This window comes from Methylorubrum podarium, from assembly GCF_022179745.1.
In the GTDB taxonomy this organism is placed as follows: Bacteria; Pseudomonadota; Alphaproteobacteria; order Rhizobiales; family Beijerinckiaceae; genus Methylobacterium; species Methylobacterium podarium.
Map to the genome: position 1 here is coordinate 1 of NZ_BPRD01000049.1, position 14,327 is coordinate 14,327.

Consider the following 14,327-nt stretch of genomic DNA (forward strand, 5'->3'; position numbering starts at 1 on the left):
AAAAGGCAGCGGGCTTTTCGACGTCCAGGCTCACGGTCCGCCGGCCTCGTCATCCGGATCGCGCCGCGCCCTGGATCGCGTCGGCTTCGCCTCGCGATGACGATCCACTAAGCTGGTGCTTTCGAAGATCGTCGGGTGCCGCGGATCCCCGGTAGGGGAGGGGGCCTCGGTCGCGGGGCGCGACCCCGGCCCGCCTCGGCGATCTGCAGAAATGCGGGGGAGGGCCGGCGTCGTCCGACCTTGATGCCGCCCAGGTTGCCGGCAGGATGGGCGCCTGATTTCAAGGGCCTGCCCATGACCGCCATCCGCACGCTTCTTCTGACGGCCGGTCTGCTCGTGGCCGGCACGGGCAGCTATCTCGGCTGGGCCGTCACCAGCGAGGCGGGCTACGCGGCCGGCGGTCGGGAGCTGAAGGCCCGCTACGGCTTCCTCGTCATGCCTCATGCCGAGCGGCAGAGCCTTCGCAAGCTCGCGATGATGAAGGCGGCCTCCCAGTGCGAGTGGGAACTCGACGAGACCTTCTGGAGCCGCGTCTACCAGCTCTATGTCGGCGACGAGCACGGGGTGCGCGCCGCCGTCTACGCGACGCTTCTGGACGAGCAGGAGCGCTACTTCCTCACGGACGCGGACCACCGCCGCTGCCAGGCGGCCTGGGCCCGGTTCGGTACGGCGGGCGCCGACGTGCCGGGGATCCTGCGCACCGTTCGCCCGGAGGCGGCGCCGGCGGAAAACGTCCTGATCGACGTTCACGCCGAAGCCGCAGCCCCCTGAGGCGGCGAACGGCCGGGACCGCGTCGTCGCTTGCCGAGGTAGAGCGGCGGCCGCAATCCTAAAAAAGCCCCATGCCCGTGGCCATTGCGAATTGCCCGGCGAGGGCCGGATCGGTCTTGCCCGAACCGACGCTTCGCGCGACACGCAAGACCGCCATGCTCAAAACAGCCTTCGTCGCTGCGCGCGACCGTCAGCGCCTCTCGGAAATCGCTTCGGTCCTGATCGGCTTCGGGCTGACCAAGGTCGTCGACCGGCTCGGGCTGCACAACATCCCGCTCATCCCCCGCCGCACGCCGCGGGTCGACGTCACTCGGCTGTCGCAGCCGGAGCGCCTGCGCCGCGCTATCGAGACGCTCGGGCCGACCTTCATCAAGTTCGGCCAGATCCTGGCGAGCCGCCCGGACCTGCTCTCGCCGGTCTGGACCGACGAGCTGGAGAAGCTGCACAGCCAGGTCAAGCCGGTGCCGTGGGCCCTGATCGGCCCGCAGCTCGAAGCCGATCTCGGCGCGCCGCCGGAGGAAGTCTTCGCCGAGTTCGACCTCAATCCGATCGCCTCGGCCTCGATCGCCCAGGTCTACCGGGCGCGGCTGCATTCCGGCGAGGAGGTCGTGGTCAAGGTCCTGCGGCCGGGCCTGCGCAAGATCATCGAGGCGGACCTGCGGCTGATGGCGCACGGCGCCCGCATCGTCGAGGCGGAATGGCCGGAGATGGCCCGCTACCAGCCTCAGGAGCAGATGCGCCACCTCGCCAACGGTCTCAACGGCGAGCTCGACCTGCTCAACGAGGCCCGCAACTGCGAGATGATCGCCGAGATCTTCGCCGGGCGCGACGACATCGTCATCCCGAAGATCTTCTGGGAGTGGTGCTCCGAGCGGGTGCTCGTCCAGGAGTTCATCCACGGCATCTCGCCCAACGACGCCGCCGCGCTGCGGGCGATGGGGGCGGACAAGAAGGCGCTGGCGCAGAAGGGCTGCGACGCCTTCCTGCGGATGGCGCTGATCGAGGGCGTGTTCCATGCCGACCCGCATCCCGGCAACCTGCTGATCCTTCCCGACAACCGGATCGGCTTCATCGATTTCGGCATCGTCGGGCGCCTGTCGCAGAAACGGCGCCAGCAGCTCCTCGTCCTGATCGGCGCCATGCTCAAGCAGGATGTCGACGGGCTGATGGCGACCCTGCTCGACTGGACCGGCACCTCGAATCCGGACCTGAGCAAGCTGGAGCAATCCGCCCAGAATTTCGTCCAGGCCCATTCCTCGATCCCGCTCAATCTCGGGCTGGTGCTGACCGACTTCATGACCATGGCCCGCGAGAACGACCTCGCGATGCCGACGGATCTCGCGATCCTGTTCAAGGGGCTCGTCACCGCCGACGGCGTGATGCGCCAGCTCGATCCGGGCTTCGACCTGTTCGCGGCCGCCGGCCCCACCGTGCGGGCGAGCATGCGCTCGCAATTCTCCCTGCGCGGGCTGATGCGCAAGGCCGAGTCGCTCGGCAGCGGTCTCTACGGCGCGGCCTCCGAACTGCCGACGCTGATCCACCTGATGCTGGTGCGCCTCAAGCAGGGGCGCGTCACCGTCGAGATCGAGCTGAAGGGGATGGACAAGCTCGTGCGCGGCATCGAGCGCGGCGCGGCGCGGGTCGCCGTCGGCCTCGTCGTGGCGGCGTTCGCCACGCAGCTCGCGCCGCGGCTGATCGATCTCGGCACGCCGGCCTTCGTCATCATCGGGATGACGGTCGCGATGCTCGGCATCGGCTGGCTGGTGCTGCTCGGTCGCGACCGCTGACGGCGGACGGCCGGTTGAGCGGCGGATCCGATCGGGGAGGGCGCGGCCTCCGCCCGGGGGCGGGGCCGTGGCCGTCCGATCGATTCGATGCTCGCTTGAAAGCCGGGCTCAGGCCCGGACGACGGGCTTGGCCTTGAGGGCGGCGGCCAGCGCCTTGAGCTGACGGTCGAGGTCGGCCAGTTCGTTCAGGGCGATGGTCTTGTGGCCCGCCTTGACCGCGCGCTCGATGTCGCTGACCTGCGAGGAGGCCATGCGCTTCAGTTCGGTCGCGAGTTGGTCCCTGGTCATCGGCGCTCCTTTCATCACCAGGCTCGATGGCCCGGTCATAGGGGCTTAGGCTTAACCGGGGGTTTTCTCGTGCGCCTCCGCGTTCACCGTTTCGACCGTTCGGAGCGGTTGCCGAGCCGGCTGCCGAGGGCGACGGCCGCGCCGGCAGCGAGGACGGCGACGCCGATCGCGCTCAAGGTCGAGGCCGAGGGCAGGCCCTTGCGCGCGCGCCAGCCGCCGTCCGACGCCGTGCCGTCTGGGACAGGTGCGCGCAGAGCCCCGTGCGTCACCGGGGCGGACCGGGCCCGGTCGAGGGCCCGGTTGAGGGCGATCCCTATCAGGTGCTCGGTCGGACCCGGCGCCAGGGCATAGGCGGCCTGGGCGGCGCGCGCCGGCCAGCCCACGGCGATCTCGTCGCGGGGATGGCGCACGACGTGGACGAGGGTCTCGGCCACCTCCTCGGGGGCGTAGAGCATCGGGCCGGGATCGAGGGTGCGGCCGGAGACGTTGGCGCCGTGAACGAAGCCCGGCGTGTCGACCATCGCCGGAAACACCGCGCAGACATGGATCTGGGGATGGCGCCGCAACTCCTGGCGCAGGCTGGCGGAGAAACCGCGCAGGCCGAACTTGCTCGCGGTGTAGGCGGCGGCGAACGGGACCGGCGCCCAGCCGCCGAGGGACACCATGTTGACGAGGATGCCCCGCCGCCGTTCGAGGAAGCGGGGGAGGGCGGCGTAGGCGCCGTGCATGGCGCCGAACAGGTTCACCTCGACGGTGCGGCGATGCAGGTCGAGCGGCGCGTCCTGGAACGGCCCGAACACACCGGTGCCGGCATTGTTGATCCAGGCATCGATCCGGCCGAACCGGTCCTCCGCCGCGCGGGCCAGGGCCTCGACCGCCTCCGGATCGGTGACGTCGGTCGGCACCGCGAGCGCGGCCGGGCCGATCCGGCTGCATTCCTCCGCGAGCCGGTCGAGCGGCTCCCGGCGCCGCGCCGCGGCGACGACGTGGGCGCCTTCCCGCGCGAAGGCGAGGGCGGCGGCGCGGCCGATGCCGCTCGACGCGCCGGCGATGACGACGACGGCTCCGCGCAGGTTCTTCACGGCAGGCTCCCGGCAGGGGCGCCCGGCCACACGGCCGGACGCGGCGGTCGATCAGGGGTGAGCGGGTTCAGAGGATCGGCTTGCCGCCGGTCACCGCCACCGTGGCGCCGGAGACGTAGCTCGACTCGTCGGAAGCCAGCATCACGTAGACCGGTGCGAGTTCCTTGGGCTGGCCCGGCCGCTTCATCGGCACCTGCGAGCCGAACTGCGTCACCTTCTCGGCCGGCATGGTCGAGGGGATCAGCGGCGTCCAGATCGGCCCCGGCGCGACGCAATTCACGCGGATGCCCCGCTCGGCGAGCATCTGTGCGAGGCCGCCGGTGTAGTTCTGGATCGCGCCCTTGGTGGTGGCGTAGGCGAGCAGTTGCGGGCTCGGCGTGTCGGCGTTGACCGAGGTGGTGTTGATGATGGTCGCGCCCTCGCGCATGTGCGGCAGCACGGCCTTGGTCAGGTAGAACATCGCGTGGATGTTCACCTGGAAGGTCTTCTCCCACTCCTCGTCCGAGATTTCCTCCGGGCCGCTGAAGGTCGCCTGATGCGCGGCGTTGTTGACGAGGACATCCACCCGCCCGAACGCCTCCACCGCCCGCTCGACGATCCGCCGGCAATGGGCGGCGTCGCCGATATTGCCCGGCACCAGCACGGCCCTGCGGCCGGCCTCCTCGATCAGGCGGCGCGTCTCGGCGGCGTCCTCCTCCTCGTCGAGATAGGAGATCAGCACGTCGGCACCCTCGCGGGCGAAGGCGAGCGCCACGGCGCGGCCGATCCCGGAATCGCCGCCGGTGATGATCGCCTTCTTGCCCTCCAGGCGGCCGGAGCCCTTGTAGCTCGTCTCGCCGTGGTCCGGCGTCGGGTCCATGGCGCGGGTCGAGCCGGGCATCGGCTGCGGCTGATCGGGGAAAGGGGGCTTGGGAAAGGATTCCATGGGCCGGGCTCCGGTGCCGTGGGATGTCGGAGAATGCCCGGACAACCCCGCCGCGCGGGCGGGGTTCGGCGGAAATTCGACCGGTCCCATGCGCCTCGCCCCGCGTTTGAGGCAGGGCAGGGGTTTCCGGGTGGGGGGCCGGACGGCGGCCGCCCGCGCGTCGTGGCGAATGAAGGGGAGAACGGATGCCGGCCGACAAGGCTTTGCGCCAAGAAGAGCCGACGGGACAGGAGCCGACGGGACAGGAGCGGACGGGCGCGGATGATCCGAGGCAGGAGACCGCCGCGGAGACGACACGCCGGGCCGACCGCGACACCAGCCGCATCCGCTGGCTGCGGGATCAGGCCGCGCGGCTGCACAAGCGTCTGCCGCTGCGCCGCCGCTTGTCCGGCGGCCTCGCGCACGGGGTGATGTCCTCGGTCGCGGCCGTCGTCGCCTATCTGCCGACCCAGCTGCTCGGCCTGCAGGAGGGGTTCTGGGCGGCGATCACCGCGGTCGCGGTGGCGCAGACCGAGTTCGGCGCGACGCGCACCACCGCCCGGGACCAGTTCACCGGCGCGGCGATCGGCGGCCTGATCGGGCTTGCCGCCTACCTCACCCTGGGGCCGTCCGTTCCGACCTACGCGCTCGGGGTGGTGCTGGCGATCCTCGTCTGCTGGCTCGTCAACGTGGCGAGCGCCTGCCGGCTCGCCGGGATCACCGCAACGATCATCCTGCTCGTGCCCCATGTCGGACCGGTGGAGCGCATGGCCGGTTCGCGGGTCGTGGAGGTCGGCTGGGGTGTGTGCGTGGCCATCGCCACCGTCTGGCTCGTGACGCGCGTGAACCGGTGGCTCGGCGTCAAACTGTAAGCGGACAGCGGCGATCGGATCTGCGATATTCTAGGCTACTGCTTTTCATATTGTCCTTGCGGACAAATCGGTGACCACCTCTCGGGAGGGTATTGTATCTGGAGCAGCCACCGAGACTGTTATTCATCGGCGACAAAAGGTAGTGATCGACCCAATCCGGGCATGGTGTGACTCGCGGGGACCAGGCGAAACTTTTATCCGAATTCGTAAAGGTGCCGACCAACATCAAAGGCTTCTGGGATAAGCCTGGAATGTCGTAAGGTAACGAATTGTCGAAGATGGCTCCTTCGTCGGCATGTTGCGCGGCCCTGTAGAGATAGCTCGTGGATCGCTCATACGAGACTTGATTTTGTCCGGCGGAACATCGTGGCCGCCGCGCTGCACCCGGGCGACAACGCGGGTCAAATTGATCATCGGATTGGACGTACTGACGAAGCGGAGTTTCACGAAGAAGCCGCTCACCCAAGCGCGACCGAGCAGGTAGATCTTACTCGGGTGGGACATGACGGTTTCGAACGAGAAGTCCCGTCCCGCAGACAGAGCGGTTTCGACAGCCTGCAAAGCTTGGTTCTGGGCGCGTCGCGCGCGCTCTTCCGCGCTACCGCCGCCAAGAGAACCGCCGCCAAGAAACAAGGCGATCTCGTCCGTGTTGATGTAGGTGCCGAGATCGAGGCTTCGGCGAAGCGCGTCCGTCAGGGTCGTCTTGCCGGAGCCGTTCGGCCCCGCGATCATGATGAAGAAGGGCCGTCTCACGATGGATCGCGGCGTTACGTGACGGATCGCGACATCGGGTTTCGAACAGATTTCCGACGCGCGGGACGCTTGTCGTTTTCGGGCATCGTCGGCTTCTCGGGGACGGCGAAGCCATCACCGAATTCGGCAATCGGGCCAAGGTCGCGAATCTCACCGTCCGGTGCGACCTGAACCGCTCGGCCATCAACGATGCCGAAAGTGCTCACGCCCGCCTTCACGGTTTCCCCGGCGGCGGACGCTCCGGCCTTGCGGGCGATTTCGTCTAGTTCGTCCCAGGAGATGTCTGCGATGGACCGGGTCATAGCCGACCTTACCACGGTTTCGTGGTCTTCGACGTAGTGCGAGGCGCCCGACGCAACAACGCCCCCGCTTGGTCTCGCTGGTCTTGCCCGCGCACCGGCCCAACCGCGCAGCGTGACGAGCTCGGCACCGGCCGGACCGAAGAAGCGGCGGTAGGGCGCGAGGCGGTGCAGCGCGTCGGCGACCTCGCTGCCGCCGTTGGGCGGGCCCAGCATCACCACCCGCCCGAGATTCGCCGGCCGGTGCCGGACCAGGATCACGCGGGCGACGAAGCCGCCCATGGAATGGGTGACGATGTGGAGGCGGCTCACGCCGGCAGCGAAGGCCGCGACTTGCGGCGCGATCGTCTCGGCGATGTCGGCGAGCGCCAGCCGGCGGGCGGGATAATCGAGGTTGAGCGTGGCGTAGCCCTCGGCCGCGAGTTCACGCTCCACCGGACGCAGGGAGGCGGCCCGGCGGGCGATGCCGTGCAGGAGGAGGACGCCCTCGGTCACGACTGAGCGGCCGCCGCGTCGGCGAAGGTTTCGCGGAGCAGCGCGGCGAAGCGTTCGACCGCCGGATCGGCGCCGGCCGTGCCGCGGACCAGGCGAAGGGCGAGGCCCGGCAGCGACGGCAGACCGGATTCGTCCGGATCGAGGCGGCGCAGCGTCGGCGGCAGCCCGTGCGGGGTGCGCAGGGTGATGCCGAGACCGGCGGCGACCGCGGCCCACAGGCCCGCGAGGCCGGGGCTGCTGAAGGCGACGCGCCAGGGGATGCCGGCCGCGTCGAGCGCCCCGGTGGCGGCGTGGCGGAAGAGGCAGGGCGGTCCGAACAGCGCGAGCGGCAAGGGGCGGTCGGCGGCGAGGCCAGCCTCCGTCCGCGGCCCGACCCAGACCAGGGGCAGTCGCGCGATCAGGCTCCCCTCCCCCGCCGCGCCGGTCGCGTCCCAGACCAGTGCGAGGTCGAGGCGGCCGGCCTCCACCTCGGCCCGCAGGACCGCGTCGCGCTCCACATGCGCCTCGACCCGCACCCCCGGGTGCAGTCGGGCGAAGCGGGCGAGCACCGTCGGCAGTTCGGTCTCGGCGAAATCCTGCGGCAGGCCGAGGCGGACCCGGCCGGCCAGGGCGGGGGCGGCGACGGCGCCCAAAGCCGCGTCGTTGAGATCGAGCAGGCGGCGGGCATAGCCCAGAAGCATCTCGCCCGGCTCTGTCAGCGCCAGCCCGCGACCGTTCCGGCGCAGCAGGGGCTGGCCGACCTGATCCTCGAGCTTGCGCAGCTGCAGGCTGATCGCCGAGGGCGAGCGCCCGAGGCGGGTGGCGGCCTTGGCGAAACTGCCGAGATCGATCCCGGTGACGAAGGTGCGCAGCACATCCATGTCGAGGTTCACGGGGAGCGCGGCCATCGTTCAGTTTTTCCGAAGCATCGGTGCAGAACTACGCGATTTTCCTGAACGATGCTGCGTGGTTCATTCGTCGGCGTCAACGGCGGATCGGCCGCCGTCACAGGGATTCAAGAGCCGCCATGCCCTTCGTCAGCCTCAAGGTCGCCGGCCCGGAGACCGGGCTCGACCTCGTCGCCGAACTCCAACGAGAGATCACCGCCCTGATGGCGGAGGTGCTGGGCAAGCGGGCGGATCTCACCGCCGTCCTGGTCGAACCGGCGCCGGCCGGCGGCTGGTCCGTCGGCGGCGCGGCGGTGACATGGGCGGCGCATGTCGAGGCGCGGGTGACGCAGGGCACCAACACCGCGGAGGAGAAGGCGCGGTTCGTGGCCGCCGCCCACGACCTGCTGGTGCGGACGCTGCCGGGGCCGCTGCCGCTGGCGACCTACGTCGTCGTACGGGAGGTGCCGGCCGATGCTTGGGGCTATGGCGGCCTCACGCAGGCGGAGCGCGCCCAAGACGCCGCGGCGCGGAGGTAGACGAGGCCGGTCCCGCGACGAAGGGAAGAGCCCGTCGCGGTCGCGCTTCGATTCGGCCGTGTTCCCTGGCATCCTCGCACCGGGGATTCGCAGCGAGGCGCGGGGCTGTTGACGGCAGGGGCACGGCACGGCGCGTCGATCGGTTCGGGCCGGCTGCTCCTGCTCTACGCTGCCCTCTACGGCGGTTACGGCGCGCTCTCGCCCTTCCTGCCGGCCTTCCTCGAAGGGCGGGGGCTCGGACCGGGGGAGATCGGGACGCTGCTCTCGGCCGCGATGCTGGTGCGGCTCGCCGCCGGGCCGCTGGCGGGCGGGCTCGCCGACCGGCACGGCGCCGTGCGGGCCTTCCTGGCCGGAGGGCTCGCCCTCTCGGCGGCCCTGACCCTGGCGTTCCTCGGCGGCCACGGGTTTGCCGTGCTGCTCGCCGTCGCCCTCGCGCAGGCGGCGGCGACCGCGCCGCTCGCGCCCCTGGCCGATGCGACGGTGCTCGCCGGCAGCCGCGACGGCGCCGTCTACGGCCGCATCCGAGCCGCCGGTTCGGCCGCCTTCATCGCGACCACGATCCTCACCGGCCATCTGATCGGGCTGTTCGGCCACGGTGTCGGGCCTCTCGCCTGCGGAATCCTGTTCGCGGCCGGGACAATGCTGGCGCTGCGCCTCCCGTCGGCGCCCGCTGCCGCGACGCCGACCGAGGCGGCGGGCGGCGGGTTCGCGGCGCTCGCCGCGGATGCGCGTTTCCGCCGTGTCGTCCTCACCGCCGCCCTGGTGATCGGGGCGCATGCCATGCACGACGCCTTCGCGGTCATCGTCTGGCAGACGGCGGAGATCGGGCCGCGGGCGGCGGGCCTGCTCTGGGCGGAAGCGGTCGCGGCGGAGGTGATGGTGTTCCTCTGGCTCGGACCGCGGCTCATGGCCCGGATCGGCCCCGCCCGGTCGCTGATCCTGGCCGCGCTCGCGGGAGCGTTGCGCTGGGCGGTGCAGGCGCAGACCTCCTGGATGCCCGCCCTCGTCGCGATCCAGGCGCTGCACGGGCTGACCTTCGCGCTCCTGCACCTCGCCTGCCTGCGGTTGATCGCGCAGATCGTGCCGGACCATCGGCGGGCGACGGCGCTCACGCTCTACGGCACGTTCGGGCTCGGCCTCGCCTCCGCGCTGATGACGCTGCTCTCGGGCGCACTCTACGGCCGGTTCGGCACGGCGGGCTTCTGGGCGATGGCCGCGGTGAGCCTGTCCGCCGTCCCGGTTGCGCGCGGGCTCTCGGGCGTCCGATAAGCCGGGGCATCGGGCCTCGGAGCATTCGCCTTCGTGGCCTGGAACATATATAGAACAAATCAGGGAGCCCCTCTGATTCCATGCCCGTCGTCGCCGACATCCTGATCCCGCTCGCGCTCGACACCGCCTACAGCTACGCGGTGCCGGCCGGGCTCGCTCTCGCCGAGGGCGACATCGTGCAGGTGCCGCTCGGGCCGCGCGAGACGATCGGCGTGGTCTGGGGACTCGACGAGCGGGCGTCGGGAGGGAACCTGCGGCCGGTGACGGGGCGGGTCGAGGCGCCGCCCCTCTCGGATTCCCTGCGCAAGCTGGTCGATTGGCTCGCCCGCTACACCCTGGCGCCGAAGGGCTCGGCGCTCGCGATGGCGCTGCGCCTGCCCGACGAGACCGCCCGCAACGAGGCGCCGCGCATCGGCGTGCGCCCCTCCGGCAAGCCGCCGGCCCGGCAGACCGCGGCCAGGGGCAAGGTGATGGCGGTGGCCGCCGACGGCGCGGTGCGCGGCAAGAGCGCGCTTGCCAAGGAGGCCGGCGTCTCGCTCAGCGTGGTCGATGGGCTGATCGACGACGGCGCGCTGGAGACGGTGGCGCTGATGCCCGAGCCGGTAGCGCTGCCGCCGGACCCGGACCATCCGCGGGTGCCGCTGTCGGACGCGCAGGCGGAGGCGGCGCACGCCCTCATCGCGCAGGCTCCCTCCCCGACCGATACGGTGACGGGTGAAACCATCCTCCTCGAAGGCGTCACCGGCTCGGGCAAGACCGAGGTCTATTTCGAGGCGGTGGCCGAATGCGTGCGGCAAGGGCGGCAGGCCCTGGTGCTGATGCCGGAGATCGCGCTCACCGCGCAGTTCCTCGACCGCTTCGCCGGGCGCTTCGGCGTCAGGCCGGCCACCTGGCATTCCGGCATCGGTGGCAAGCGCCGCGAGCGGCTGCGGGCGGGTGTCGCCGCGGGCGAGGTCTCGGTGGTGGTCGGCGCCCGTTCCGCCCTGTTCCTGCCGTTCCGGAAGCTCGGCCTGATCGTCGTCGACGAGGAGCACGAGACCGCCTACAAGCAGGAGGACGGCGTCCACTATCACGCCCGCGACATGGCGGTGGTGCGCGGCAAGATCGAGGGCTGTCCCGTCGTGCTCGCCTCGGCCACGCCCTCGATCGAGTCGCGGGTCAACGCCTCGACCGGGCGATACCGCCACGTGGTGCTCCCCGGCCGGTTCGGCGGGCGGCCGCTGCCCGACATCGCGGCCATCGACATGCGCCTCGACAAGCCGGAGCGCGGGCGCTTCCTGTCGCCGCCGATGCTGAATGCGGTGAAGGCGACGCTGGCCGCGGGCGATCAGGCGCTGCTGTTCCTCAACCGGCGGGGCTACGCGCCGCTCACCCTGTGCCGCGCCTGCGGTCACCGCTACCAGTGCCGCAACTGCTCCACGTGGCTGGTCGAGCACCGCTTCCGCCGGGCGCTGGTCTGCCACCAATGCGGCTACGCCGAGCGCAAGCCCGAGGCCTGCACCGAGTGCGGCGCCTTCGACCACCTCACCCCCTGCGGGCCGGGCGTCGAGCGGATCGCCGAGGAGGTGATCGAGCTTTTTCCGGAGCAGCGCGTCGTCGTGCTGTCGAGCGACTTTCCCGGCGGGGCCGAGCGGCTGCGGCAGGAGCTGGAAACGGTGGCGGCGGGCGAGTGCGACATCGTCATCGGCACGCAGCTCGTGGCCAAGGGCCACAACTTTCCGCACCTGACGCTGGTCGGCGTCCTCGACGCCGATATCGGCCTCACCTCCGGCGATCCGCGGGCGGCCGAGCGCACCTTCCAGTTGCTGCAGCAGGTGACGGGGCGCGCGGGGCGGGGCGAGCGGCCGGGGCGCGCCCTGGTCCAGACCTATCAGCCCGAGCACCCGGTCATCGCCGCCCTGCTCTCGGGCGATGCCGACCGATTCTACGAGGAGGAAATCTGGGCGCGTGAGGCGGCGGGCTTGCCGCCGTTCGGACGGCTCGCGGCGCTGATCGTCTCCGCCGAGGAGCGGGAGAAGGCGGAGGCGCACGGTCAGGCCCTGGCGCGGGTCGCCGATCCGCCGGCGGGCGTCACCGTGCTCGGTCCGGCGGAGGCGCCGCTCGCTTTGGTCCGCGGGCGCTGGCGCTTCCGGCTCCTGGTCAAGACCGAGCGCGGCATCGACGTGCAGAGCTATCTGCGGGACTGGCTGGCCCGCGGACCGAAGCCGCGGGGTAATCTCAAGGTCGCAATCGACGTGGACCCGCAGAGCTTTCTATAATCGGGTCCGTTCGCCGCCGGCTCGAGGTCACCTGACGGTCTCTGGCCCTCGGCCCATTCGAGGAGCGCCGCGCCTTGCTGACCTACGAGAAGAAGCCCGATTCCGCGATCGCCGAGATCGTTGTCGACGGAAAGATCACGGACGAGGAGATGAACGCGGTGATGACCGCGATGAAGGCGGACCTCGAGAAGGGCGGCCGGCTCAAGCTGCTGGAGGATATCCGCAGCTTCGAGGGCATGGAGCCGGCGGCCTTCTTCAAGGATCCCCGCTTCGGTCTCTCGATGATGAAGGGCGTGAGCCACGTGGCCCTCGTCACCGATGCGACCTGGCTGCGGGCGGTGGCCGAGACCTTCGGCTTCGTCTCGCCGGTCCAGATCAAGGTGTTCGAGCGCGCGCGCATCGGCGAGGCGAGGACCTGGCTCGAAGCCGGCGTGTGACGGCGGGGACCGTGTCTGATTCGAGCGGACCCGTCTGGGTCCGCTCGCCAAGGTCATCGCGCTCGAAAGAGGCAGACGCATACAACCAATGGCGGTATAAGCGGTCCCTCTGGGGCGTTCGCGCCGGCCTCGTCGGCGCGGATCATCGACGACCGGGTGCACCCATGATCATTGCACCGCTGCTCTCTTTTCCGATCGGTGCCGTGCTGGGCTACCTGAAAGGATGGTCACTCCTGAAACCGACGGCCAAATCCGTCCTCGGTTTCGTTCCGATCGTGATCGTGCCCGCCCTGTATCTACGGGACGACCCGGAGCTTTCTCGAATTCTCGTTGTCGGCATCGGGACAACGTATCTCGCCTTGCTGCTCGGCGCGTTGCTGGGCAGCTTCGTTCGCCGTCTCACGAACCACGAGCCGTCCTGACGAATGACCGATTGGTGGCCGGTTTACTCGGCGAGCGCGGTGCGGACCGTGTGGCGCTTGGCCATCCAGCGGCCGGTGCAGAGGCCGCCGGAGACGCGCCACGTCCCGGTCCCCGAGCGGGTCTGAAGCCGGCCCGAGGCGGTGCCGTTCGCCGCCGCCGTCGCGACGTTCAGGCCGACGCCGCCCCCCGCATCGACGCGGCCTGTCACGGTGGCGCTGCCGGAGGACGCATTCGCGATCGGACGAACCTGCCCGTCGCGCACGGCGAGGGTGTAGCTGTACTGGGCGTCGCACAGACCGCTCTCGGTCACGAGTTGGACGGACCATGTCCCGTCGAAATCACCCGCCATCGCCGGCGAGACGAGCGCGGCGGCCAGAGCGGCGGTGAGGGCGAACTTGGGCATGCGTCATCCAGCTCAGCGACGAGGGTGAACGTACGGTGCGCCGTCGCCTGCGCTGTCCGTACCGTCGATCTGTGAGATGCCCGCACTCTACCCGAACAAGAGGCGATAATATGACGGCAACCGATGCCTCGGTTTCCGACAAATCACGACTGTTCGTGGAACAAACTACGCGGTGACACCGAAAGAGTTCCGAAACCTGTGACTTTCGGGCACACCGGTGTTGCAAGCGTAGCCGTATAAACCGTTGGAAAAGCTTCGCGCCGCGTAGGCGAAACAGCCAAGATCAGTTCTCGAGGGCGTCGAACCGCTCCGCTTGCTTGGCGTCGCCGACGCTCATCGCGGCGGTGCGCACGCGATCTGGGCCTCGATTGGAATTGGGGCCTGCTCAGAATCGACCGTCGAACGGCGCCGGAGACCGTCCCGAAGGGCCTCGGTCAGGCCGAGGGTTCGGCGAGCCGCGCCCGGTGGCGGTCGAGGGCGTCGAGCAGGATCGGCATGAAGGGGGACGACGCATCGAGCCCGGCCACCCCCTCTCCGAGCCGGTCGAGGGCCCGCACCTGCGCATCGAGCCCGTCATAGGTGGCCAGATAGGCCCAGATCGCCTCGTCGGCCTCGCCGACCTGGGCCGGTTGCTCGGAGGCGAGAAGCGCCGAGAAGGTATCGAGGGTTCTGTCCAGGTTCGCCACGTCGGCTCCTCTCACGGCATCCACGAGGATCGGACCGGGACGCCCTCCGCCGATGTGGATGCCGGCGCGCCGGGGGCGTGCGTCGGGACGGGGTGTCGAAGCGGCCGGCGGGCGCGCCGCGGAGCGCTCGACCGCCCCGTCCCGTGGTCGCGCGTCAGCGGCGACGGCCGCCGATGAGGCTCGCCGCGGCGGCGA

16 protein-coding genes are annotated in these 14,327 nt (G+C 70.5%); 8 read left to right on the forward strand and 8 right to left on the reverse strand.

Going from position 1 to position 14,327, the window contains the following annotated elements; all coding sequences use genetic code 11:
• The first annotated feature begins 294 nt into the window (after positions 1-294).
• Entirely contained in the window at positions 295-771 is a 477-nt protein-coding gene (locus MFF42_RS02430; RefSeq protein ID WP_238254367.1) for a hypothetical protein, read from the forward strand.
• A 155-nt stretch (positions 772-926) separates the two neighbouring features.
• Positions 927-2,558, forward strand: a complete 1,632-nt coding sequence (locus MFF42_RS02435) for an ABC1 kinase family protein (RefSeq protein WP_238254368.1) — start codon at positions 927-929, stop codon at positions 2,556-2,558.
• A 108-nt stretch (positions 2,559-2,666) separates the two neighbouring features.
• On the opposite strand, the gene MFF42_RS02440 is transcribed toward MFF42_RS02435, so the two are convergent.
• The 3 genes from MFF42_RS02440 to MFF42_RS02450 all read right to left on the reverse strand — a co-directional run bounded on the left by MFF42_RS02440 (position 2,667) and on the right by MFF42_RS02450 (position 4,853).
• Complete coding sequence (locus MFF42_RS02440; protein WP_012453251.1) at positions 2,667-2,846, reverse strand: hypothetical protein; 180 nt, start codon at positions 2,844-2,846, stop codon at positions 2,667-2,669.
• 83 nt (positions 2,847-2,929) lie between these two features.
• On the reverse strand, positions 2,930-3,928 hold the full coding sequence (locus tag MFF42_RS02445; RefSeq protein ID WP_238254369.1) for an SDR family oxidoreductase: 999 nt from the start codon (positions 3,926-3,928) through the stop codon (positions 2,930-2,932).
• A 67-nt stretch (positions 3,929-3,995) separates the two neighbouring features.
• Positions 3,996-4,853, reverse strand: coding sequence for an SDR family oxidoreductase (locus MFF42_RS02450; RefSeq protein WP_238254370.1), 858 nt, complete (start codon positions 4,851-4,853; stop codon positions 3,996-3,998).
• A gap of 185 nt (positions 4,854-5,038) precedes the next feature.
• On the opposite strand from MFF42_RS02450, the gene MFF42_RS02455 reads away from it, so the two are divergent.
• Positions 5,039-5,704: an FUSC family protein gene (locus MFF42_RS02455; RefSeq protein WP_238254371.1), complete on the forward strand. Its 666-nt coding sequence runs from the start codon at positions 5,039-5,041 to the stop codon at positions 5,702-5,704.
• Positions 5,705-5,929: 225 nt separating this feature from the next.
• Here the strand turns inward: MFF42_RS02455 and MFF42_RS02460 are convergent, their stop codons facing one another.
• Genes MFF42_RS02460 through MFF42_RS02470 form a run of 3 tightly spaced genes read right to left on the reverse strand, consistent with a single transcriptional unit; the run spans position 5,930 to position 8,138 of the window.
• Positions 5,930-6,457, reverse strand: a complete 528-nt coding sequence (locus tag MFF42_RS02460; protein WP_238254372.1) for an ATPase — start codon at positions 6,455-6,457, stop codon at positions 5,930-5,932.
• 14 nt (positions 6,458-6,471) lie between these two features.
• Positions 6,472-7,191, reverse strand: a complete 720-nt coding sequence (locus tag MFF42_RS02465; protein WP_373875122.1) for an esterase/lipase family protein — start codon at positions 7,189-7,191, stop codon at positions 6,472-6,474.
• A 56-nt stretch (positions 7,192-7,247) separates the two neighbouring features.
• Positions 7,248-8,138, reverse strand: coding sequence for a LysR substrate-binding domain-containing protein (locus MFF42_RS02470; RefSeq protein ID WP_238254374.1), 891 nt, complete (start codon positions 8,136-8,138; stop codon positions 7,248-7,250).
• A 119-nt stretch (positions 8,139-8,257) separates the two neighbouring features.
• On the opposite strand from MFF42_RS02470, the gene MFF42_RS02475 reads away from it, so the two are divergent.
• The 5 genes from MFF42_RS02475 (at position 8,258) to MFF42_RS02495 (ending at position 13,042) form a co-directional block, all read left to right on the forward strand.
• Positions 8,258-8,656 (forward strand): tautomerase family protein, encoded by a 399-nt coding sequence (locus MFF42_RS02475; RefSeq protein ID WP_238254375.1) that lies wholly within the window; start codon positions 8,258-8,260, stop codon positions 8,654-8,656.
• A 108-nt stretch (positions 8,657-8,764) separates the two neighbouring features.
• Positions 8,765-9,925, forward strand: coding sequence for an MFS transporter (locus MFF42_RS02480; protein ID WP_238254376.1), 1,161 nt, complete (start codon positions 8,765-8,767; stop codon positions 9,923-9,925).
• Positions 9,926-10,005: 80 nt separating this feature from the next.
• Complete coding sequence (locus MFF42_RS02485; RefSeq protein ID WP_238254377.1) at positions 10,006-12,183, forward strand: primosomal protein N'; 2,178 nt, start codon at positions 10,006-10,008, stop codon at positions 12,181-12,183.
• A gap of 74 nt (positions 12,184-12,257) precedes the next feature.
• Positions 12,258-12,620, forward strand: a complete 363-nt coding sequence (locus MFF42_RS02490) for a SpoIIAA family protein (RefSeq protein WP_238254378.1) — start codon at positions 12,258-12,260, stop codon at positions 12,618-12,620.
• 164 nt (positions 12,621-12,784) lie between these two features.
• The gene (locus tag MFF42_RS02495; RefSeq protein ID WP_238254379.1) at positions 12,785-13,042 is read left to right on the forward strand and encodes a hypothetical protein; all 258 of its coding nucleotides are present in this window, start codon (positions 12,785-12,787) and stop codon (positions 13,040-13,042) included.
• A gap of 23 nt (positions 13,043-13,065) precedes the next feature.
• Here the strand turns inward: MFF42_RS02495 and MFF42_RS02500 are convergent, their stop codons facing one another.
• Together MFF42_RS02500 and MFF42_RS02505 are read right to left on the reverse strand one after the other, a co-directional pair.
• The gene (locus tag MFF42_RS02500; RefSeq protein WP_238254380.1) at positions 13,066-13,446 is read right to left on the reverse strand and encodes a hypothetical protein; all 381 of its coding nucleotides are present in this window, start codon (positions 13,444-13,446) and stop codon (positions 13,066-13,068) included.
• Positions 13,447-13,880: 434 nt separating this feature from the next.
• Complete coding sequence (locus MFF42_RS02505; RefSeq protein ID WP_238254381.1) at positions 13,881-14,132, reverse strand: hypothetical protein; 252 nt, start codon at positions 14,130-14,132, stop codon at positions 13,881-13,883.
• Positions 14,133-14,327: the final 195 nt, after the last annotated feature.